An 18,060-nucleotide genomic window follows, 5' to 3' on the forward strand; every position below is an offset into this window, starting at 1 on the left:
CGCCTCACTCGTACTCGGTGCCGCCCTTGCGCGTCAGGTACGCCGGGCTGACCGCCTTCGCGATGGCGCGTCCGCCGACCACCGGGCTGTACCGCTCCGCCGCGGGCCGGATGACGACCCCCTCGCGCAGGTGCATGGCCCGCCCGGACACGGTCTCGCGGCCGCTCGCCCACTCCAGGACGGTGTCCAGCGCGTAAGGCCCCTCGAACAGCCGGGGTACGAGCGGCAGTTCGCCGTCCGGCAGCACCGCCGCCGGGTCCAGCCAGCGGACCTGGCCGTCGATCTCGGCGGAGACGTCGAAAACGGCGTACCCGGGCGCCGCCTCGGCCGTGCGCACGTCGGTTCCGTACGCCAGGTCCTGGACACCCCTGCCGTACACCTCGGCGAAGATGCCGACCCGGGTCGCACCGAGCCGCGCCGCCAGCCGGGCCGCGACCTCGGGGACGCCGTGGCCGCGCACGGCCCGCCAGTACAGGTTGCGCTCGTCCTCCTTGAGCGAGAGCCCCTTGGAGCCGAACCCCTTGGAGGAGACCAGCACCCGCCCGTCCTCGACGACGTACGTCAACAGGCAGGCGGTGCCGTGCAGTTTCTCGGTGAGGACGACGGGCTCGCCGGCCTCGAAGACGTCCGGATAGCGCTGGAGGTTCTCGATGTCCACCCACGGCAGCAGGTCGGGCGCGGCCGCGACGTCGCCGCTCATCGTCGTGGGGACGGGCGGGGCCCATTTGGTGATGCCGAGCAGCTCCGCGAAGTCCGTGCCCTCCTTGGCGGCCTGCGCCAGGTCCACCCCCGCGAGCGCCGCCGGCCGGCATACGAGTCCCTGCGACAGCTCGCCGCGCAGCCGGACGGCCTTGACCCGGTCGGCGGCGCTGCCCGCCAGCCGTCCGGTCAGTCCTAGCTCCTCGATCAAACCGGCGGGCAGTACGGCCTGTTCCGGTATGTAGAGCGCGAACTCACCCGTCGTATAGGCCCCCTTGGCCACGACGGCTCGGTACAGGCCCACTTGGGCCAGCTCCAACGCATCGGCGTTCGGGTGCTCGTGGACGGTCAGCTCTTCGGCGGTGACGCGCAGGGTCGACATGGAAAGGCTCCTCGGACATCTTCGTGGTCGGCATCGATGCCACTGTGCATTCCGCCATTTCCGCTGGTCCAGCGTTTATCGCACTGCTAATCTCCGCCCGGCCGCCACAGCGGACCGGGCTGGCGTTCGAGGTCGGGACTCGCGATCATGGGCGCGGGCACGGCAGGGGGACAGCGTCACACAGGAGGTTCACATGGCACGTCGACCGGTCACCGTCGTCACCGGCGGGAGCAGGGGGATCGGCGCGGCGACCTGCGTGCGGCTCGCCGGGGACGGGCATGACATCGTGCTCGGCTACGTATACGACGAGGCGGCCGCCGGGGCCACCGCCGAGCGCGTACGGGCGGCCGGCGGACGGTGTGTGACCGTACGCGCGGACACCGCCGACGAGTGCGGCGCAGAGCGGCTCTTCGACATCGCCGGAGCCGAACTGGGCACCGTGACCGGCCTGGTCAACAACGCCGGGGTGACCGGGCCCCTGGGCCGGCTGGCCGACGCCAGGACCGAGGACCTGCGGCGGGTCGTGGAGGTGAACCTGCTCGGGTACCTGCTGTGCTGCCGTCGGGCCGCCCGGGACATGGCCGGGGCAGGGGGCGGGGCGATCGTCAACGTCTCGTCCGCGGCCGCCACCCTCGGCAGCCCCGGCGACTACGTCCACTACGCCGCGACCAAGGCGGCCACCGACGCACTGACCATCGGGCTCTCCAAGGAGCTCGGGCCGGACCGGATCCGGGTCAACGCGGTGGCGCCGGGCATCATCGAGACCGACATGCACGCCGCCATGGGCGACCCCGACCGGCCGGCCCGCGCGGCCGCGGGGATCCCGCTCGGGCGGCCCGGACAGCCCGAGGAGGTCGCCGGGGCCATCGCGTGGCTGCTGTCCCCGGACGCCTCGTACACGACGGGGACCGTCCTGCGCGTCTCCGGCGGCCGCTGAAGCCCTGCCGGGGCCGCGTCCGCAGCACCGGCCGCAGCCCCGGCCCCCGGCGCCGGCCCCTCAGCCCCCGAGCCCGAACGCGGCCCGCGTGGCCGGGCCGTAGACGCCGGGCGGGTCGCCCTTGATGCTCCTGTTCTGCTGGAGCTGCAGGACACCGCGCCGGGTCTGCTCGTCGTACGTCCCGGTGACGGAGACGTACGTGAACCCCTGCCCGTGGAGCCGCTGCTGCAAGGTGCGCACCTCGGGTCCCTGGTCGCCCGGGCTCAGCGTCCCGGAGCCGGTCGCCGAGGGCCCCGCCGAGGAGGCGCTCGGCGGCGGCTGCTGCGGCTGCGCGCCGTGGCTCGCGGACGCGGTCCCCGACGGGCCGGGTGCGGTCGGCCCCGGCGGCCTGGGCCCGGAGGATCCGTCGGGCCCGTCCGGCGAGGGCTCGGCGTCGGAGCCGGGGCTCCGCGCCGGAAGCACGGGCACGGACAGCCCGGGCGCCGCGCCGGCCCGCGGGGGCTCCGGCTCCGGGGTGCGCAGCAGCAGTACGAGGACGCCCGCGGCGGCCAGCGCGAGCAGGGCGAGGACCGCCAGCGGCAGCCGGGTGCTCCGGTCCCGGTCCTTCGGGACGGCCGCGGGACCCGGGGTCGCCGAAGGACTCGGGGTCGCCGAAGGACCCGGGATCGCCGAAGGAGCCCGCATCCGCGCGGACTCCGGAACGGGCGGCCGTACCGGCACGGCGGCCGGCCCGCTCTGCGGCCAGGTGGGTGGTGTCGGCCGGGGCGGCCCGGGCGGGCGGCCCGAGGGGGCGACGTAAGGGCGTACGAGCAGGGCGTCGTCGGGGAAGATCCCGCTCTCGTCTGGTTCTGGGGACATGTTCGTCTCCCGGCGGGGACGGGAGCCGGCGCGGCGGTGCGGTGCCGGCCCCCGTCCGGCCGGTCAGGCCCTGCGCCGCCGCGCGACCAGGACCATGCCCGTACCGACGGCCAGCACGAGGCCGCCGCCGATGGCCAGCGGCACGGCCACGCCGGCGCCGGTCCGGGCCAGATCCCCGCCCTTGCCGCCGCTGCCGCCGGCGGCCGCGGCCGGGGTGCCGCGGGACGGGCCGGGGGTCGCGGAGCCGCCGGGCGTGCCCGGCTCCGACGCGGTGGGCCTGCCCGGAATCCCGGGGGTGCCGGGCCGTCCGGGCACCGGGGCAGCGGGCGGGGTCTCGCCCGCCGGGGCCGGGGCGCCGGTCGAGGGGGTGTTCGCCGCGGGGACCGGGGCGGTCGGGAGGCAGCCGGTGAAGGGGTAGTGGTGCGTCTCGGCGCCTCCCTTGCCGGTCAGCGACTTGGCGATGACGGAGCCGTTGACCGGGCCGCCGTCGCCGAGGTCGAGTGCGGCGTCGGGCGCGAGGATGGTGCCCGGCCAGGCGTTGCCGCTCTTCTTGGTGACCTTCGTGGCATCGGGGAAGTTCCACATCAGCTTGGCGCGGACGTCTCCGTCGGCCGCGCTGCTGAGCTTGTCGTCGAGCATCTCGCGCCTGCCCGCCTCGTCCCAGAGGAAGAAGCCGGTGGTTCCCGCCTTGTTCTGGTCGTACGCGGCGCCCTTGACGTTGACCACGGTGACCGCGCCGACCGGGACCTTGATCCGGATCTCCTTGGCCTTCTCCAACTCGGTGGCGGGCAGGACGAAGCCGTTGAACCGCGGGTCGGTGCCGGTGAGCTGGAGGGTGGAGTCGTCCAGGCGCCACTGCGCGGAGGGCGACTGGGCGGCGGCGAGCGCGGCGGAGGTCTTGCGCAGTGCGCGGAACTCGGCGGGGAAGTCGATGGGTGAGGGGCCCTTGGCCACCTTGCCGTTGTGGGCCTCGGCGAGCCCGGTGAGAGTGCCGCCGTAGATGCCGTTCCCGTTGATCACCCGTACGTCACCGGTGATGTTGCCCGCCACGACCAGGGCGTTGCCGCCCGGGAGGGCGTCGGCCTGGGCGGTGCTCAGCTCCTGGCCGACGCTGAATCCGCCCCGGAAGTCCGCGTTGCCGCCGACGGCCACCGCACCTTCGGCGTCCGGGGTGTGCTGGTCGTCCCCCTCGATGAACTCGCCGTAGCGGCCCGCGATGCCGAGTGCGCCCGCGCAGGTGGTGGACTGCGGCTCCGGGATGGCGGAGGCCGTGGGCGCGACGGCGACGGCGATCGTGACGGCGCCGACCGTGCCGACTGCGAGGGAACCGCCGATCGCGGCCGCTGAGGCGAGCGAAGAGCGGACGGATATGGACATGTTGGGCATCTCCGGAGTGCAGCTCGTACGCGGTGCAGTGTGCTCGACCGGCGCACTCTTTCCCCCCGGGATGGCCCGAGTCAAGCCGGATGTCCGATGCGCCCCATCCGTCCGAGCTGTTCGTACGGCGCCGCCTCCCGCACCCCTACGGCGGCTCAGCGCCCGGCGGCGGCCCCCGCCCGCGAGGTGACCCGGATCGTGACGGCCGCCAGGCACATCAGGCAGGCTCCGGTGAGCGGCGCGGCCGGCGCCGAGAGCCCGTCGACCGCGAGGCCCCCGGCCAACGCGCCCGCGGCGATGGCCAGGTTGAACATGGCCACCATCAGGGAGGAGGCTGCCTCGGCGGCGTCCGGGGCTGCCCTGTTCATCCAGGTCTGCAGACTCACCGAGACCCCGCCGTAGACGAGCCCCCAGACCATCAGCAGGACCGTTCCGGCGACCGCTCCGGGCACGACGGCGATCAGCCCCAGGACCACGGTCAGGCAGGTGCTGACCACGAGGAGCGTACGGGGCGCATCGCGGGTCCCCGTCAGGAAGTTGCCGGCGACCCCCGCGACGCCGTACCCGAGCAGCAGCGTGCTGACGAACCCGGCGTCGATGCCCGAGACGTCCTGGAGGATCGGCCGCACGAACGTGTAAGCGGCGAACTGGCCGGTCACCACCAGGAAGGTGACGGCCACCCCGGCCCGGACCCCGCGGTTGCCCCGCAGCAGCGCGGGCAGTTGGCGCATGGAGATCTGCCGGGCCGGCGGCAGCGGGGGGAGCAGCAGGAGCAGGGCGGCCAGCGTGGCGAGGCCGAGGCCCCCGACGGCCGCGAAGGCGGTGCGCCAGCTGCCGAGTTCGCCGAGCAGGGTGCCGGCGGGGACACCGAGCACCGAGGCGGTGGGAACGCCGCCGAAGACCAGGGCGGTCGCGCGGCCGACGTGGCGCTCGGGGACCAGTCGTACGGCGAGGCCCCCGGCCATCGCCCAGAAACCGCCCACGCCGACCCCGACGAGCAGCCGGGCCGCGAGGAGCACCGCGAAGGAGGGGGCCAGGGCGGCGACGAGGTTGGCGGCGGCCATCAGGGCGATCAGCGCGCACAGCACGTGCCGCCGGTCGAGCCGGCCGGTGCCGACGGTGACGAGCGGGGCGCAGATTCCGGCGACCAGCCCCGGCACGGTGACCATCAGGCCGGCGGTGCCGTCGGACACGCCGAGATCGGCGCCGACCGGGGTGAGCAGGCCCACGGGGAGCAGTTCGGAGGTGATCAGGCAGAAGATGCCGAGCGCGACGGCGCACACGGCGGCCCAGCCCTTCCAGGGCGCGGAGGCGGGGGCGGAGACAGGGGCGGCGGGGGCGGGAACTGCTGGTGTGGTCGCGTCGGGCGCGGGCGCGGCATCTGCGGTCATGGTTCGGCACTCCGTACGGGCAGGGCATGCGGGACGGCATGCGGGACGGGGACGTGCGGCCGCGCGGAGCGCCGGAGGTCGCGCCTCCCCCGGCGTCCGTACGGCCGTTCCCATCCCGCACCCTGTCCGGAAAACACCGTCGGGTCCACCCCCGCGCGCACCTCCGGTCCGGCGGACCGCGCGGTTCAGCGGCGCCGGACGCGACCGCCCCACCGGATCGGGCCGGCGGCTGCCGCCCCGGTGCCCCGCATCCACCGGGCCCACTGCGCTCACCGGGCCCTCCTCGGCCTCACCCGGCCTCACCCGGACGCGTGAGGCCGGGACCCGGCCGGTCCGCCCGTACGGCATGGTGGTCGGATGCAGTTGCGCCGGGCCGTGCCCCTCTCCCTCGTTGCGCTCCTCGCGAGCGCCGGCTGCGTTTCCGTCGGCCCGCAGTCGCAGTCTCCCGCCGCCCCCGCGCGCGGTCCCGTACCGCGATCCGGGTCCGCCGAGGCACCCGCCCGCGAGGACGCACCGGCGGCGCTGCCCCTCGGCAGACTGCCCGCGGCCCCCGCCGCGGCGGAGTCGGGGGCGGAGCCGGAGGCCGACGCGCCCGCCGCCAGGGCTCCCCGGCCGCGTGCCGGACGTCCCGCGAAGCCGGCCGCGCCCCGGCGGGCGCACCCGCCCGAGGCCCCGCCGGCCCGCCCCGGCCGCCCGCCGGCACCGCCGCCGCGCGGGGACGAGCTCTGCGCGGCGGCGGAGGGCGCCGTACCGCCGTCGATCGTGGACCTGTGCATCCGCCAGTTCGGGCGCTGACCTGCGGGAAAGGCCCCATAGGCTGACGGGGGCTTGACTCTCACACTGTGTCAGGGCCTGCACTGGAGGACGTCATGTTCATCATCGGAGACTTCGCCAAGCACGGCCGGGTATCGGTCCGCATGCTGCGTCACTACGACGCGCTCGGACTGCTGCGCCCTGCCCGTGTCGACCCCGCCAGCGGCTACCGCTACTACGAGGCCGAGCAACTCGCCCGCCTCAACCGTGTCATCGCGCTCAAGGAACTCGGCTTCAGCCTGGACCAGGTGGGGTCGATACTCGACGAGCGGGTGGGCGCGGAGGAGCTGCGCGGCATGCTGCGGCTGCGGCAGGCGGAACTGGAGTCGGCCATGGCCGCCGCGGCGGCCCGGCTGACCCAGGTCGAGACGAGGCTCCGGATCATCGAGAGCGAGGGCACCATGCCTGCTGAGGACATCGTCGTGAAGACCCTTCCCCCCGTCCGGCTCGCCGAGCTGACCGGGATCGCCGGGAGTTACCAGCCGCAGGACATCGGCCCGGTCATCGGGCCTCTGTACGACGAGCTGTGCCGCCGCATCGAGGCCGCCGGGGTGGCCCCGACCGGACCGAGCGTCGCGTACTACGAGGAAGCGGCGGGGGCCGAGCCGGGGTCGGTCCTCGTGCACGCCGGGCTGCCGGTCGCGGACGCCGTACGGGCCGAGTCGCTGGGCGGCGGGGTACGGATCGTCGAGCTGCCCGCGGTCGAGCGGGCCGCGACCGTCGTGCACCGGGGCTCGATGGACTCCGTACTGCCGACGGCCCAGGCCCTCGGGCGCTGGATCGACGCGAACGGGGAGCGCTCGGCCGGGTACGCCCGCGAGCTGGCCCTGGCCTGCCCGGAGGACCGGGACCAGTGGGTGACGGAGCTCCAGGAGCCGCTCGTCCCCTGAGTTCCGCCGCGTTCCGCCGAGTTCCGCGGCGCCGGCAGGCCTCGTAGGATCCGCGGATGCAGCGGGTACTGGTGGTCGGGATCAGCGGAGCCGGGAAGTCCACCCTGGCCCGGGCGTTGGGACGGCGGCTCCGGCTGCCGTACCACGAGATGGACGCCCTCCATTTCACCGGGCCGGGGTGGGCCGTCAGCCCGACCTACGCCGAGGACGCGGCGCGGATCGCCGGGACCGACCGGTGGATCCTCGACTCCTTCGGGGCCCCGGTCGTCCGCGACCTGCTGTGGGAGCGCGCGGACACGGTGGTCTGGCTGGACCACCCGAGGCGCGTCGTCATGCGCCGGGTGCTGCTCCGCTCGCTGCGCCGGAGCCTGACGCGGGAGCGGCTGTTCGGCGGGAACCGGGAGTCCTGGCGGGAGTGGCTGCGCGCCGACCACCCCGTGTGGTGGGCCTGGACGCGGTACGGGTCCCGGCGCGCGGAGATCGCGCGGCGGGCCGGGGACGCGCGGTTCGCTCCTTTGACGGTGGTCCGCCTGCGTTCCCCGGGGGCGGCCGATGCCTGGCTCCGCTCTCAGGAGCCGTCGGCGCGGCGGCCGCACACGTAGGCGCAGCGCTGGGCCGTACCGCGGCGGGCCGTGCGCAGCCGGCGCACGGTGGCGTGGCCGCGTCGGCGCCACTCGGCGCGGGGCAGCCCGGCGCGCTGGCCGCCCCCGGTGATCAGGGCGTTGACGGGCGCGTACGGGTCCGCGGCCATCGTCTTGGCGAGCAGGACGCCGACCACGAGCGGGACCAGGGCCACGGCCAGCGCCGAGCCGGCGGTGGTCACGTGCTGCATGCGCGGGCGAGGTGCGGGTGCGGTGCGCACGGCGTCGGAAGTCATGTCCCCATTCGACCAGCGGCGGCGCGGCGGGGAATCGGGGCGGATACTCAGGCCGTTGGTCGTGGAGTACTCAGACGCGGACCGGAGGATCGGCCGCGGATCGGCGAGGACGAGGGCGAGGTGGCAGCGGATGGCGACGGTACCCGGGCAGGGTTTCGGACCGGCGACCGGTGACGGCCCGGAGCCGCCGGGGTCGGGGCGGGCGGCGGAGCTGCGCACGGCCTACGAGGGGCTGTTGCAGATCCGGCGCCTGGTCAACGCCGGGGCGGACACCCGGGTTCCCGCGCCGTGGGAGCTGCTGCGGATGCCGCGTGCGGTGGCGCTCGTACTGGAGGCGGCGGGCCTGCCCCCGTCGGCGGTGGACGCGGAGGGCCACCGGACGCGGACGGGCTACCGGGTGGCCGCGAGCCCGTCGGGGGACGGCCGGGTCGAGGTCACCTGGCTCGGCCCGCCGGGCGGCGGCGCGGCCGAGGAGGAGCAGGACCGCCTGAGGGCATGCGCGGCGGCGCTCGAACCGCTGGGCTGGGTCTGCCTGCTGTACCGCGGCCCCCGCCGCCGCCGCTTCCTGGAGGTGGAACCACCCCGCTGACGCCCGGGCCGGGCCGGACGGAAAACCGGTGGGCGCGGCCCACGGCCCCCCGGCACACGCGCCGGATGGGCATGCTCGACACACAGGCGGACCGGCTGGGCCGGGGCGAGACCGTGGAGTTCCGGCCGACCGGCACCTCGATGGTTCCGCTGATCCGCAGCCGCCGGCGGATCCGGGTCGCACCGGCCGACCCGGCCCTCCTCGAACCCGGGGACATCGACCTGGCCCGGGTCGCCGGGACGGTGTACCTGCACCTGGTCTCGGCGGTGGACGTCCCGCGCCGACGCGTGCAGATCAGCAACAACCGGGGCCACGTCAACGGCTGGACCGGTCACGACCGCGTCTTCGGCATCTGCCTGGCGGTGGACGACGCCCCGCGCCCGGGCGCAGCCGCCAAGCTCCGCCCCGCCGGCCGGCCGGCTTCGGCGGAGGCCTAGGGGGTGTCCGGGGCGCGGTAGCGCTCCGCGAGCACCTCCACCGCCTCCGCGAGGGCCGCGCGCAGCTCCGGAGGGCCGAGGACCTCCGCCTCCGTGCCCAGGCGGAGCAGGTCGCAGACCGCGACGGCCTGGGACTCCACGGACAGTTCCACCCGTACCCAGCCCTCCGCGTCCGGCGGCCCGGCGCTCGCCAGGGCCCGAACGCCCACCGCCCCGAACTGCATCGGCAGCAGGCGCAGGGCGCGCGGGGAGAGGCGTACGACGGCCGTCTGGTGGTGGCGCGCCGCCTCCAGCCGCCGGGCGGACTCCTCCCAGTACGCGGCGAGCGAGAACCCGTCGGGCCGTTCGAAGCCCTCCGCGAGCGGTTCGACGCCCAGGAACCGCGCCACCCGGTACGTACGGACCGCCTCCTGCGCGGCGGGCCGGGCCACGAGGTACCAGATGCCGCCCTTGAGGACGAGGCCGAGCGGGCACAGCTCGCGGTGCACCTCGCCGTTCCACCGGCGGTAGTGGGTGCGGAGCTTGCGCTGGTCCCAGACGGCCCGGGCCACTTGTGCGAGGTGCGGAACGGGGTCGGCCTCCCGGAACCAGGCGGTGGCGTCCAGGTGGAAGCGGTCCTGGAGCTGCCGGGCCCGGCCGGCGAGTTCCGCGGGCAGCGCGGCCTGGAGCTTGAGCTGGGCGGCGGCCAGGTCGCCGCCGAGGCCGAGGTCCGCGGCGGGTCCCGGGGCGCCGGCGAGGAAGAGGGAGCCGGCCTGGGCGTCGGTGAGGCCGGTGAGGCGGGTGCGGTAGCCGTCCATCAGCCGGTACCCGCCGGCCGGTCCGCGGTCGGCGTGGACCGGGACCCCGGAGGCGCCGAGGGCTTCGACGTCCCGGTAGACGGTGCGGACGGACACCTCCAGCTCGGCGGCGAGCTCGGGGGCGGTCATCCGGCCGCGGTTCTGGAGCAGCAGGAGCAGGGAGAGGAGCCGGTCGGCGCGCATGGCGCCATTGTGCGGGGTTGACCGCCGGTACCTGACAGCAGGTGTCAGGTATGCCGGACAGGGTGTTCCCGTGCGGGGCGGACAGTCACCCCGCCGCGAACCAGGAGGCCCACGATGTCCAGTCCCGCGAACCCCGCCGCCGGCCGTTTCACGTACAGCGACTGGGAGGAGAAGCCGGTCGGCCCCGCCGAGGGCTTCCCGCGCCTGGCCCACGCCACGGTCACGAACGCCTTCACCGGGGTCGTCACGGCCTCGGCGACGACCTGCAACTACACGATCAGCTACTGCGCGGAAAGCGTCGGGTCCTTCGCCGGGATGGAGCTGCTGTCCGGCAGCGTCGACGGCCGCAAGGGCACCTTCGTACTGGAGGAGCGCGGGACCTTCGACGCCTCCGGCACCGACTGCCGCTTCGAGGTGGTGCCCGGTTCCGGTACCGGCGACCTGACGGGCCTCTCGGGATCCGGTTCCTTCAGGGCCCGTCACGGCGAATCCTCCGTCGAGTACGCCTTCACCTACGAACTGCGCTGAGTGCCCCGGCTCAGTCCGGGTGGCGCAGCAGCCGCAGGGCGTTGGCGACGACCAGGAGGGTCGAGCCCTCGTGGACCAGGACCGCCGGGCCGATGCCCAGGCCGAGGAGGGTCGCCGGGACGAGGACGGCGACGATGCCGAGGCTCAGCCAGAGGTTCTGGCGGATCACCCGGCTCGCGCGGCGGCTGAGGCCGGTGATGAAGGGGAGGCGGCGCAGGTCGTCGGACATCAGGGCGATGTCCGCCGTCTCCAGGGCCACCGCCGAGCCGGCCGCGCCCATCGCCACGCCGACGGTGGCGCCGGCCATGGCCGGGGCGTCGTTGACCCCGTCGCCGATCATGGCCGTACGGGCGGTGCGGCGCAGCCGGGTCACCTCGGCGACCTTGTCCTGCGGCATGAGGCCGCCGCGGACCTCGTCCATGCCGACCGCACGGCCGACCGCGTCGGCGACGCGCTGGTCGTCGCCGGACAGCATCACGGTCCGGGCCACGCCGAGCCGGCGCAGGGCCGCCACGGTGTCCGCGGCCTCCGGGCGCGGCGCGTCCATCAGGCCCAGGGTGCCGAGCCAGCGGTCGCCGCGGCGCACGAGCATGGTGGTGCGGCCGGTGCGCGCGAGTTCTTCCGTACGGTCGCGCAGTGCGGCCGGGACGGGCGGTCCCGCGAGGGAGTCGGCGTAGGCAAGGCTGCCGATGTGGACGGCCTCCCCGTCGACTTCGGCGAGGACCCCGCGGCCGATGACGGCCCGCAGGTTCCCGGCTTCCGGCGCCGGGGCGCCCGCCAGGAGCCCGGCCCCGTCGCGGACCACGGCCTGCGCGAGCGGGTGGTCGCTGAGCCGCTGGGCGGCGACGGCGGTGCTCAGCAGCTCCTCGCGTCCGCTGCCGTCGGCCGGCTCGATCTCGGTGAGGCGCGGGCGCCCTTCGGTCAGGGTGCCCGTCTTGTCGAATGCGATGGTCCGCAGCCGGCCGAACTCCTCGAGCGGCGCCCCGCCCTTGACGAGCACTCCCCCGCGGGCGGCGCGGCCCACCGCGCTGAGCACGGCGGCCGGGGTGGCGATGGCGAGGGCGCACGGGCTGGCGGCCACGAGGACGGCCATGGCGCGGTAGAAGGTGTCGGTGAAGGGCTCGCCGGTGAGCGCGCCGAAGGTGAGCAGGGCGGCGGCGAGCGCGAGCACACCCGGTACGAAGAACTTCTGGAAGCGGTCGGTGAACCGCTGGGTCGGCGAGGTGCGCTCCTCGGCGTCCTGGACCATCCGGACCACCCTGGCCAGCGTGTTGTCCCCGGCGAGCCGGGTGACGACCACGTCGAGGGCGCCGGCGCCGTTGACGGTGCCGGCGTAGACCCGGCTGTCCGGGTCCACGCCCGCCGGGTCCGCGAGGGCGGCGGCCGGGTCCGCGACCGGCGTCTTGTCGGCGGGCACGCTCTCGCCGGTGATGGGCGCCTGGTCCACGCTGCTGCTGCCGTCGCTGACGAATCCGTCGGCCGGGACGCGGGCGTGCGGGCGGACCAGCACGGTGTCGCCCACGGTCAGCTCCTCCACGGGCACCTCGGCCGGGGCCGCGGAGCCGCGCCGTACGAGTGCGGTGCGCGGGGCCAGCTCGGCGAGGGCCTCGATGGAGCGCCGGGCGCGGCCCATCGCGTACCCCTCCAGGGCATGGCCGAGACTGAACAGGACGAGGAGTACGGCGCCCTCCTCCCAGCGGCCGATCGCGGCGGCGCCGGCCGCGGCGACGAGCATCAGGAAGTCGACCTGGAAGCGTCCCCGGCGCACGGTGGCGACGGCCTCGCGGAGGGTGAAGAACCCGCCGAAGGCGTACGCCGCGATGAAGAGGGCCTGTGGGACGGGCCCGCCGCCGCGGCCGGTCAGCTGGAGGGTCAGACCCGTGAGGTAGACGGTGAGGGCGAGCAGGGCGCTGACCAGCTCCGCGCGCTCGCCGAGGATTCCGCTGTGGCGGCCGCCTTCGCGGCCCTTCTCCGTAGTCATGACATCAACATATCAGCACTTTGAAATATGTGAACCTGTACACGTCCTGATCTGCTGATCTATGGTGGTGACCATGGATTCCCAGGCCACCCAGCCGCCCCTGCTCGGCGAAACCGAGGCCACCGCCGTCGCGGAGGTCATGCAGGGCCTCGCCTCGCCCGTCCGGATCCGCATCCTGGCGCGTCTGCTGCACGGCCCCTGTTCGGTCGGCGAGCTGGCCGAGGCCCTCGGCCTGGGCCAGCCCACGGTCTCCAACCACCTGCGGCTGCTGCGCCACCTCGACCTCGTGATCGGCCGCCGTGACGGGCGCAGCGTGGTCTACGAACTGCACGACGCGCACGTCACCGCGCTGCTGCGGCAGGTGCTGGCGCACGTCGGCCACGGGCCGGACCAGACGTAGCAGGGGCGCGGACCATTGCGGTCCGCGCCCCTCCGGTTCTCGGGCCCTCCGGTTCTCGGACCCTCAGGCCCTCGTGACCCTTCGGCCCTTACGGCGCCCCGAAGGTCAGGGTCAGCTTCGGCGTCCCCTCACCCGCCTGGACCTCCGAGGACCACAGCCACAGGGCGTCCGTACCGGCGCTGCTCAGCGCCAGGCCGTAGCTCCCGCCGAGCGCCGCCGCGACCGTGCCCGTGTTCAGCCCGGCGGTGTGGACCGCCGAGCCGTCGGGGATCCCGGCGAAGCTGCCGAGGGCCGGGCCGCCCAGCCCCGGGCGGTTGTTGTACGTCGTGCCGGCCTCCGTCCACGATCCGGTGATCGGGACCACCGAGACCGTGTCCGCCGTACCGGCGCCGCTCATCGTGCTGGTCTTCACGCTGAGCGCGGCCGACTTCAGCACCGTGCCGGCAGGCGCGGCGGGCAGGTCGAAGCGCAGGTAGCTCGCGTACAGCGCGGTGCCGCGGACCGCCAGCGAGCTGGAGGTCCCGTAGTTGCCGTCGGGGGCGCCCGCGTTGGCGTACGTGTCCTCCGCGGCGGTCACCTGGACGACCGCGTCGGCCGGGGCGGAGGCCAGGGCGTGGTGGTTCTGCACCTGGCCCGCGCTCAGGACGGTCGGGTAGACGGCGGTCTCGTCGAGCTGGCCCGCCCAGAACTCGCTGGTCGGGCGGTCCGGCCAGCCGCCGAGGCTGTCGCCGCCGGCGTGCCAGAACCCGGCGAAGTTCTCGTGCGCGGCGACGTTCAGGGTGCCCTTCTGGGCTCCGTCCACGTACAGGGTCATGCCGCCGGGGCCCTGGGTCGCGACGACGTGGTGCCATTTGTTGTCGTTGTAGCGGGCGGTGCCGCCGGTGGTGATGGTGCGGGGGGCGCCCGTGTAGACGCCGTAGACCAGCCGGCCGTCGTTGGTCATGTAGATGTGCTTGTCGAACTGACTGCTGTTGCGGGCCTGGAAGTTCCCGAAGCCGAAGAGCTTTCCGCCGCGGGTGGTGTTCGTCTTGAACCAGGTCTCGATGCTGTAGGTGCTGCCCACGCTCTGCCGCTTGTCCGCGTAGATCCGGGTGTCCGTGCCGTTGAAGCCGATCGCCGTGCTCGCGCCGGAGACCGCGGCGGGCGTCCGGCGCAGGGCGGGGGCGTTCAGGTGCACGCCGCTCTCGTTGCCGGCGCCCGAGGAGTCCGCGACGAAGGGCAGGGCCGACTCGTCGTAGCGCCAGAAGAGCTGGGCGCCGTCCGTGCGGACCGCGTTCGGGTACGCGTCCGCCGAGTTCGGCACGGTCACGCTCGCCGTACCGGACAGGGCGCTCGTGTTGCCGGCCCCGTCCGTCGCCGTCACGCGGTACGTGTACGACTGGCCGGGCGAGACGGTGGTGTCGGTCCAGGAGGCCTGCGGGCGCCGGAAGAACAGCGAGTCCGCGGTGACCGTGCCGATCGGCGTGGCCGAGCCGTTGCGGTAGATCCTGTACGTCAGGGCGCTGTCGTCCAGGTCGAGGCTGGTGCGCCAGCGCACCTGCACCTCGCCCGGCTTGAAGCTGACGGCGCTCGCGACCGGCACGGTCGGTGCACCCGTGTCGCCGGTGGACGCGAACCGCGTCAGGCTCTGCTGCGCCGCCCCGTTGACGGTGGTGAACTCGCCGCCGACCCACAGGTACTGGACGCCGCCCTTGGATCCGACGGCCATCACGCGCGGGCCGATGCCCTCGCCGATGCCGTCGTTGGTGTCGGGGGCCCAACCGAGCTTGCCGGTAGCCGTCGTCGGCTGGGCGAGCAGGTGGTGGCGCTGGCCGTCCGGGAACTCTCCGATGCTGGAGCAGTCGTGCGCGTGCGAGGCGCTGTAGAGCACGCTCTGGTACGGGAGCACGGCCTGGGTGGCGCCGAGGCAGGTGTCGCGCCACCGCTGGTTCAGGTCGCTGAGGTTGAGGGCGATCCGGCCGTCGAAGACGCCGCCGCCCGTGCCCTCGTTGGCGGTGTAGAAGCCCGTCGCGTCGGTCGCGATGTCCTTGACCACCGAGTTGGTCTCGATGAATCCCGGGTACGCCTTGGTGAGCGCGCCGCTCGTCGCGTTCACGACGGCCAGGGCGTGGGTGTTCGTACCGTTGACGGTGAAGAAGTCGCCGCCGAGCACGACGTTGCCGCCGTCGGGGGTGACCTCGACGGCGCGACCCGGCTCGTCGGCATTGGCCACGAAGGGCTTGAGCGCCCCGTCTGTGGCGTCGACCGCGGCGAACCGCTCGCGCTGCTGGCCTGCGACGCTGAGGAAGTCGCCGCCGGCGTAGACGGTGTCACCGGTGACGGCGAGGGCCCGCACCGTGGCGGCGAAGGCGGGGCGGAATCCCTGTTTCACGGTGCAGGTGGCCACGTCGACGGCGGCGAGGCTGGAGACCGGGGTGCCGTTGACGGCGCCGAAGTAGCCTCCCGCGTACAGGGTCTTCTTGTCCGGCGAGAGGGTGAGCGCGCGGACGGTGGCGGTTCCGCCGCCGACCGTGAAGGACAGCTGGCAGGAGGTCGGGGCACCGGTCGCGGCGTCGAGGGCCACGAAGTTCACCGCCGAACGCTCGCTGCCGCCACCGCCCTCGGGAGGACGTACGACGGAGAAGGTGCCGCCCACGAAGACCTGGCCGCCGGCCTCGGCGAGGGCCCAGACCACGCCGTTGGGCTGCCAGGTCGACAGCGCGTCGGCGGTGAAGGCCACGGGCGGGGTGACGGCCGCCGCCTGCGGGACGAGGCCGAGGCCGATGACGGTGCCGGTTCCGGCCAAGGACAGGGCGAGAGCGGCCGCCAGCCCTCTGGATCTACGCATGAACCCCCCAGTTCGGTGTGCGCTACGCGGTGTGGCCGAAAACAGGCGTACGACTGTCCGCGGCCCCGGGTGTACTGGCGCACCCTAGGCCGAATCTCCAGCCCGTTCATCACACTTGACCTATCGGATGCCAAATTGCGCCGTGGAGCTGCCGACTGGCCGGTTTCCGAGGTGGCGCGGCCCCGGGGCGTTGTCAGTGGTGGTTGTTAGCGTCGTGGGTGAATGATCCACACGACGGATTTACAGGGGGAGACATGAAGCTCGTACGCGTGGCCGCGCTGGCGGCCGCGACCGTGGCCATGACCGCGGCGCTGGCCGGGGGCGGGGGCGTCGCACAGGCGTCGGACGGCGGGAATCTGCTGCCGCACCCCGGGCCCGACGGGGTGGTCTGGCTGCCCGAGCGGACCGGATCCGGGGGCGTGGTGGGCTCGGGGCTGAACCGGCACCTGGACACCGGGCTCACCGTCGCCTGCGAGGGCGGCGGAAGCATCGAGGTGACCTTCGAGGCCCCCAACCTCCCGGAGTACACGCCGGTCACCTTCGCGCTCGACTGCCCGGCCGGCACCCCGGCCGAGCGCACCGTGCAGCTCGGGTCCGGCCTGTCCGGGTCGTTCGGGGTCCAGGTGGCCGCCTCGGACCCCGGCATACGCTGGGGCCTGGTCCTGGCCCAGCCCGAATGACGGCGCCTGTGCCGCTGACCTTCTCGGCATGGCGCGACGGCCCGCCCAAGCGGTATGTGACCCTCGCGGAACTACTGCTCCGGATGGGCGAGTTCGCTCTGGAGCTGACCTGGACGGTCGAGGTCTACGAAGAGGGGGTCCACCCGGAGCTGGAGCGGGCGGCGGCCCTGGGCCGCATCGGGACGCTGGAGCTCCTCGCCCTGGTCGCCCCCGCCCGGCAGCTGGTCGACGGGGACTACGACGGGTACGACGCCGACGGCCGACTCGTGCTGGAACTACAGGAGTTCGACGGCACGAGCTGGGACCTGCGGACCGCGGAGCCGCTGGTGCTGGACGCGGTCCGACGGTGGTTCCCGGATGCCGAGCCGAGCCCGCCGGGGGCGTGGGACGAGTAGCCGCGCCGACTGCCCGGCAGGGACCGGCGGAGCGGGGCCCGCCGGTCCCTGCGGGGCGCGGTTCGCCCGGTTGCCCGGGGCCACCCTTCGGAAACCGCCCCGTAGGGGGGCGCGCCCCCCTACCGTGCCTGTGGGACGGGCACGGTATCGGAGGGCGGGGCGATGGACGAAGACGAAGACCTGCGGCTGGCGCGGATGACACCGGAGATCTCCCGCCGCACCCTCGTCATGCTGCGGGGCCTCGCCGGCCTGGAGCCCCCTGAGCAGGTGCCCGAGGACGCGATGATCGTGGCCGACGAGATCCTCGCCGAGCACGGCACCGACGGACTGCGCGTGCTGGTGATGACCCTGGCGGCCTGGACCACGGCCCAGATCGAGAACGTCGCCGAGCTGAGCCGGCGCAGCCACGAGGCCGTCCTGGACGCCATGGAGCTGGCCTGTCTGGAGGCAGGCGCCGAGGATTGACACCGGGCGCGGTCCGCCGCGCGCTGGTTCGCACCGGCGTCGGCGACACTGGGGGTAGCGGGGGGTCCTGAGCGGAGGCCGTCGTGAGCACACCTTCCCCCATCCGGATCGCAGCCGTCCTGTCCACCGAGCACCGTGGACGCCTTATGTCGCAGGCCCGAGAGGTCAATTTCCGCGAGGGCGCGCGGATCTTCGACGAAGGCACCCGGGCGGATTCCTTCTGGATCGTCCGCTCGGGCACGGTGACCCTGGAGATCCCCGTGGCCGGCCGCCGGCCGGCTCCCATCGAGAGCCTGGGCCCCGGCGAGCTGGTCGGCTGGTCCTGGCTGTTCCCCCCGTACGTGTGGCAGTTGGGGGCCGAGGCGATGACGCCGGTCCGCGCGTACGAGTTCGACGGCTCGACCGTGCGGATGCTCATGGACGCCGACCCCGCCTTCGGGTCCGCCATCGGCCACTGGGTCGGGCGGGTCCTCGCGACGCGGCTCCAGCAGACCCGCACCCGTCTCATCGACCTCTACGCCCCCCGGGCCGCCGCGGCGGGCTAGCGCCGAGGG

Annotated in this window: 20 protein-coding genes; 12 read left to right on the forward strand and 8 right to left on the reverse strand. The window is 74.5% G+C overall.

Annotation, left to right across the window (positions count from 1 at the left end):
- Positions 1 to 4 precede the first annotated feature (4 nt).
- The gene (locus AB0M99_RS00785) at positions 5 to 1,081 is read right to left on the reverse strand and encodes an RNA ligase (ATP) (protein WP_365916055.1); all 1,077 of its coding nucleotides are present in this window, start codon (positions 1,079 to 1,081) and stop codon (positions 5 to 7) included.
- 193 nt (positions 1,082 to 1,274) lie between these two features.
- Between AB0M99_RS00785 and AB0M99_RS00790 the strand changes: the two genes are divergently transcribed.
- A complete protein-coding gene (locus AB0M99_RS00790) occupies positions 1,275 to 2,018 on the forward strand; it encodes an SDR family oxidoreductase (RefSeq protein ID WP_365916057.1) in 744 nt (247 codons plus the stop codon).
- A gap of 60 nt (positions 2,019 to 2,078) precedes the next feature.
- Here the strand turns inward: AB0M99_RS00790 and AB0M99_RS00795 are convergent, their stop codons facing one another.
- The 3 genes from AB0M99_RS00795 to AB0M99_RS00805 all read right to left on the reverse strand — a co-directional run bounded on the left by AB0M99_RS00795 (position 2,079) and on the right by AB0M99_RS00805 (position 5,644).
- Positions 2,079 to 2,876, reverse strand: a complete 798-nt coding sequence (locus tag AB0M99_RS00795) for a peptidoglycan-binding protein (RefSeq protein ID WP_365916059.1) — start codon at positions 2,874 to 2,876, stop codon at positions 2,079 to 2,081.
- 63 nt (positions 2,877 to 2,939) lie between these two features.
- The gene (locus AB0M99_RS00800) at positions 2,940 to 4,253 is read right to left on the reverse strand and encodes a choice-of-anchor A family protein (RefSeq protein ID WP_365916061.1); all 1,314 of its coding nucleotides are present in this window, start codon (positions 4,251 to 4,253) and stop codon (positions 2,940 to 2,942) included.
- 155 nt (positions 4,254 to 4,408) lie between these two features.
- Positions 4,409 to 5,644: an MFS transporter gene (locus AB0M99_RS00805; RefSeq protein WP_365916063.1), complete on the reverse strand. Its 1,236-nt coding sequence runs from the start codon at positions 5,642 to 5,644 to the stop codon at positions 4,409 to 4,411.
- A gap of 357 nt (positions 5,645 to 6,001) precedes the next feature.
- Here AB0M99_RS00805 and AB0M99_RS00810 point away from each other — a divergent pair, with 357 nt between their 5' ends.
- The 3 genes from AB0M99_RS00810 to AB0M99_RS00820 all read left to right on the forward strand — a co-directional run bounded on the left by AB0M99_RS00810 (position 6,002) and on the right by AB0M99_RS00820 (position 7,949).
- Positions 6,002 to 6,439, forward strand: coding sequence for a hypothetical protein (locus AB0M99_RS00810; protein WP_365916065.1), 438 nt, complete (start codon positions 6,002 to 6,004; stop codon positions 6,437 to 6,439).
- Between the two features lie 74 nt (positions 6,440 to 6,513).
- On the forward strand, positions 6,514 to 7,347 hold the full coding sequence (locus AB0M99_RS00815; protein ID WP_365916067.1) for a MerR family transcriptional regulator: 834 nt from the start codon (positions 6,514 to 6,516) through the stop codon (positions 7,345 to 7,347).
- Between the two features lie 56 nt (positions 7,348 to 7,403).
- Positions 7,404 to 7,949 (forward strand): adenylate kinase, encoded by a 546-nt coding sequence (locus tag AB0M99_RS00820; protein ID WP_365916069.1) that lies wholly within the window; start codon positions 7,404 to 7,406, stop codon positions 7,947 to 7,949.
- Here AB0M99_RS00820 and AB0M99_RS00825 read toward each other — a convergent pair.
- The gene (locus tag AB0M99_RS00825; RefSeq protein ID WP_365916071.1) at positions 7,916 to 8,224 is read right to left on the reverse strand and encodes a hypothetical protein; all 309 of its coding nucleotides are present in this window, start codon (positions 8,222 to 8,224) and stop codon (positions 7,916 to 7,918) included. The genes AB0M99_RS00820 and AB0M99_RS00825 overlap by 34 nt on opposite strands.
- A 130-nt stretch (positions 8,225 to 8,354) precedes the next feature.
- On the opposite strand from AB0M99_RS00825, the gene AB0M99_RS00830 reads away from it, so the two are divergent.
- Together AB0M99_RS00830 and AB0M99_RS00835 are read left to right on the forward strand one after the other, a co-directional pair.
- A complete protein-coding gene (locus AB0M99_RS00830; RefSeq protein ID WP_365916073.1) occupies positions 8,355 to 8,813 on the forward strand; it encodes a hypothetical protein in 459 nt (152 codons plus the stop codon).
- Between the two features lie 71 nt (positions 8,814 to 8,884).
- Positions 8,885 to 9,250 carry a S26 family signal peptidase gene (locus AB0M99_RS00835; RefSeq protein ID WP_365916075.1) on the forward strand — a complete coding sequence of 122 codons (366 nt, stop codon included), beginning with the start codon at positions 8,885 to 8,887 and terminating at the stop codon, positions 9,248 to 9,250.
- On the opposite strand, the gene AB0M99_RS00840 is transcribed toward AB0M99_RS00835, so the two are convergent.
- Complete coding sequence (locus AB0M99_RS00840) at positions 9,247 to 10,230, reverse strand: transcriptional regulator (protein WP_365916077.1); 984 nt, start codon at positions 10,228 to 10,230, stop codon at positions 9,247 to 9,249. The genes AB0M99_RS00835 and AB0M99_RS00840 overlap by 4 nt on opposite strands.
- 114 nt (positions 10,231 to 10,344) lie before the next feature.
- Between AB0M99_RS00840 and AB0M99_RS00845 the strand changes: the two genes are divergently transcribed.
- Positions 10,345 to 10,758 (forward strand): DUF3224 domain-containing protein, encoded by a 414-nt coding sequence (locus tag AB0M99_RS00845; RefSeq protein WP_365916079.1) that lies wholly within the window; start codon positions 10,345 to 10,347, stop codon positions 10,756 to 10,758.
- Between the two features lie 10 nt (positions 10,759 to 10,768).
- On the opposite strand, the gene AB0M99_RS00850 is transcribed toward AB0M99_RS00845, so the two are convergent.
- Positions 10,769 to 12,739: a heavy metal translocating P-type ATPase gene (locus AB0M99_RS00850; protein ID WP_365916081.1), complete on the reverse strand. Its 1,971-nt coding sequence runs from the start codon at positions 12,737 to 12,739 to the stop codon at positions 10,769 to 10,771.
- Positions 12,740 to 12,812: 73 nt separating this feature from the next.
- On the opposite strand from AB0M99_RS00850, the gene AB0M99_RS00855 reads away from it, so the two are divergent.
- Positions 12,813 to 13,139, forward strand: a complete 327-nt coding sequence (locus AB0M99_RS00855; RefSeq protein ID WP_365916084.1) for a metalloregulator ArsR/SmtB family transcription factor — start codon at positions 12,813 to 12,815, stop codon at positions 13,137 to 13,139.
- An 88-nt stretch (positions 13,140 to 13,227) separates the two neighbouring features.
- Here AB0M99_RS00855 and AB0M99_RS00860 read toward each other — a convergent pair whose 3' ends face one another.
- On the reverse strand, positions 13,228 to 15,966 hold the full coding sequence (locus AB0M99_RS00860) for a DNRLRE domain-containing protein (RefSeq protein WP_365916086.1): 2,739 nt from the start codon (positions 15,964 to 15,966) through the stop codon (positions 13,228 to 13,230).
- A 254-nt stretch (positions 15,967 to 16,220) separates the two neighbouring features.
- Between AB0M99_RS00860 and AB0M99_RS00865 the strand changes: the two genes are divergently transcribed.
- From AB0M99_RS00865 to AB0M99_RS00880, 4 genes are all read left to right on the forward strand, one after another.
- Positions 16,221 to 16,646, forward strand: a complete 426-nt coding sequence (locus AB0M99_RS00865) for a hypothetical protein (protein WP_365916088.1) — start codon at positions 16,221 to 16,223, stop codon at positions 16,644 to 16,646.
- A complete protein-coding gene (locus tag AB0M99_RS00870) occupies positions 16,643 to 17,041 on the forward strand; it encodes a hypothetical protein (RefSeq protein ID WP_365916090.1) in 399 nt (132 codons plus the stop codon). The genes AB0M99_RS00865 and AB0M99_RS00870 overlap by 4 nt, the downstream gene beginning before the upstream one ends.
- A 162-nt stretch (positions 17,042 to 17,203) precedes the next feature.
- Positions 17,204 to 17,506, forward strand: a complete 303-nt coding sequence (locus tag AB0M99_RS00875) for a hypothetical protein (RefSeq protein WP_365916092.1) — start codon at positions 17,204 to 17,206, stop codon at positions 17,504 to 17,506.
- Positions 17,507 to 17,652: 146 nt separating this feature from the next.
- Positions 17,653 to 18,051, forward strand: coding sequence for a cyclic nucleotide-binding domain-containing protein (locus tag AB0M99_RS00880; protein ID WP_365916094.1), 399 nt, complete (start codon positions 17,653 to 17,655; stop codon positions 18,049 to 18,051).
- Positions 18,052 to 18,060 lie beyond the last annotated feature (9 nt).

Source organism: Streptomyces sp. NPDC051183 (assembly GCF_040682455.1).
Classification (GTDB): domain Bacteria; phylum Actinomycetota; class Actinomycetes; order Streptomycetales; family Streptomycetaceae; genus Streptomyces.

Excerpts from the sequence above, each read along its gene's own strand:
- AB0M99_RS00785 (WP_365916055.1), bottom strand. The coding sequence starts at position 1,081 with ATGTCGACCCTGCGCGTCACCGCCGAAGAGCTGACCGTCCACGAGCAC.
- AB0M99_RS00790 (WP_365916057.1), top strand. The coding sequence starts at position 1,275 with ATGGCACGTCGACCGGTCACCGTCGTCACCGGCGGGAGCAGGGGGATC.
- AB0M99_RS00795 (WP_365916059.1), bottom strand. The coding sequence starts at position 2,876 with ATGTCCCCAGAACCAGACGAGAGCGGGATCTTCCCCGACGACGCCCTG.
- AB0M99_RS00800 (WP_365916061.1), bottom strand. The coding sequence starts at position 4,253 with ATGTCCATATCCGTCCGCTCTTCGCTCGCCTCAGCGGCCGCGATCGGC.
- AB0M99_RS00805 (WP_365916063.1), bottom strand. The coding sequence starts at position 5,644 with ATGACCGCAGATGCCGCGCCCGCGCCCGACGCGACCACACCAGCAGTT.
- AB0M99_RS00810 (WP_365916065.1), top strand. The coding sequence starts at position 6,002 with ATGCAGTTGCGCCGGGCCGTGCCCCTCTCCCTCGTTGCGCTCCTCGCG.
- AB0M99_RS00815 (WP_365916067.1), top strand. The coding sequence starts at position 6,514 with ATGTTCATCATCGGAGACTTCGCCAAGCACGGCCGGGTATCGGTCCGC.
- AB0M99_RS00820 (WP_365916069.1), top strand. The coding sequence starts at position 7,404 with ATGCAGCGGGTACTGGTGGTCGGGATCAGCGGAGCCGGGAAGTCCACC.
- AB0M99_RS00825 (WP_365916071.1), bottom strand. The coding sequence starts at position 8,224 with ATGACTTCCGACGCCGTGCGCACCGCACCCGCACCTCGCCCGCGCATG.
- AB0M99_RS00830 (WP_365916073.1), top strand. The coding sequence starts at position 8,355 with ATGGCGACGGTACCCGGGCAGGGTTTCGGACCGGCGACCGGTGACGGC.
- AB0M99_RS00835 (WP_365916075.1), top strand. The coding sequence starts at position 8,885 with ATGCTCGACACACAGGCGGACCGGCTGGGCCGGGGCGAGACCGTGGAG.
- AB0M99_RS00840 (WP_365916077.1), bottom strand. The coding sequence starts at position 10,230 with ATGCGCGCCGACCGGCTCCTCTCCCTGCTCCTGCTGCTCCAGAACCGC.
- AB0M99_RS00845 (WP_365916079.1), top strand. The coding sequence starts at position 10,345 with ATGTCCAGTCCCGCGAACCCCGCCGCCGGCCGTTTCACGTACAGCGAC.
- AB0M99_RS00850 (WP_365916081.1), bottom strand. The coding sequence starts at position 12,739 with ATGACTACGGAGAAGGGCCGCGAAGGCGGCCGCCACAGCGGAATCCTC.
- AB0M99_RS00855 (WP_365916084.1), top strand. The coding sequence starts at position 12,813 with ATGGATTCCCAGGCCACCCAGCCGCCCCTGCTCGGCGAAACCGAGGCC.
- AB0M99_RS00860 (WP_365916086.1), bottom strand. The coding sequence starts at position 15,966 with ATGCGTAGATCCAGAGGGCTGGCGGCCGCTCTCGCCCTGTCCTTGGCC.
- AB0M99_RS00865 (WP_365916088.1), top strand. The coding sequence starts at position 16,221 with ATGAAGCTCGTACGCGTGGCCGCGCTGGCGGCCGCGACCGTGGCCATG.
- AB0M99_RS00870 (WP_365916090.1), top strand. The coding sequence starts at position 16,643 with ATGACGGCGCCTGTGCCGCTGACCTTCTCGGCATGGCGCGACGGCCCG.
- AB0M99_RS00875 (WP_365916092.1), top strand. The coding sequence starts at position 17,204 with ATGGACGAAGACGAAGACCTGCGGCTGGCGCGGATGACACCGGAGATC.
- AB0M99_RS00880 (WP_365916094.1), top strand. The coding sequence starts at position 17,653 with ATGTCGCAGGCCCGAGAGGTCAATTTCCGCGAGGGCGCGCGGATCTTC.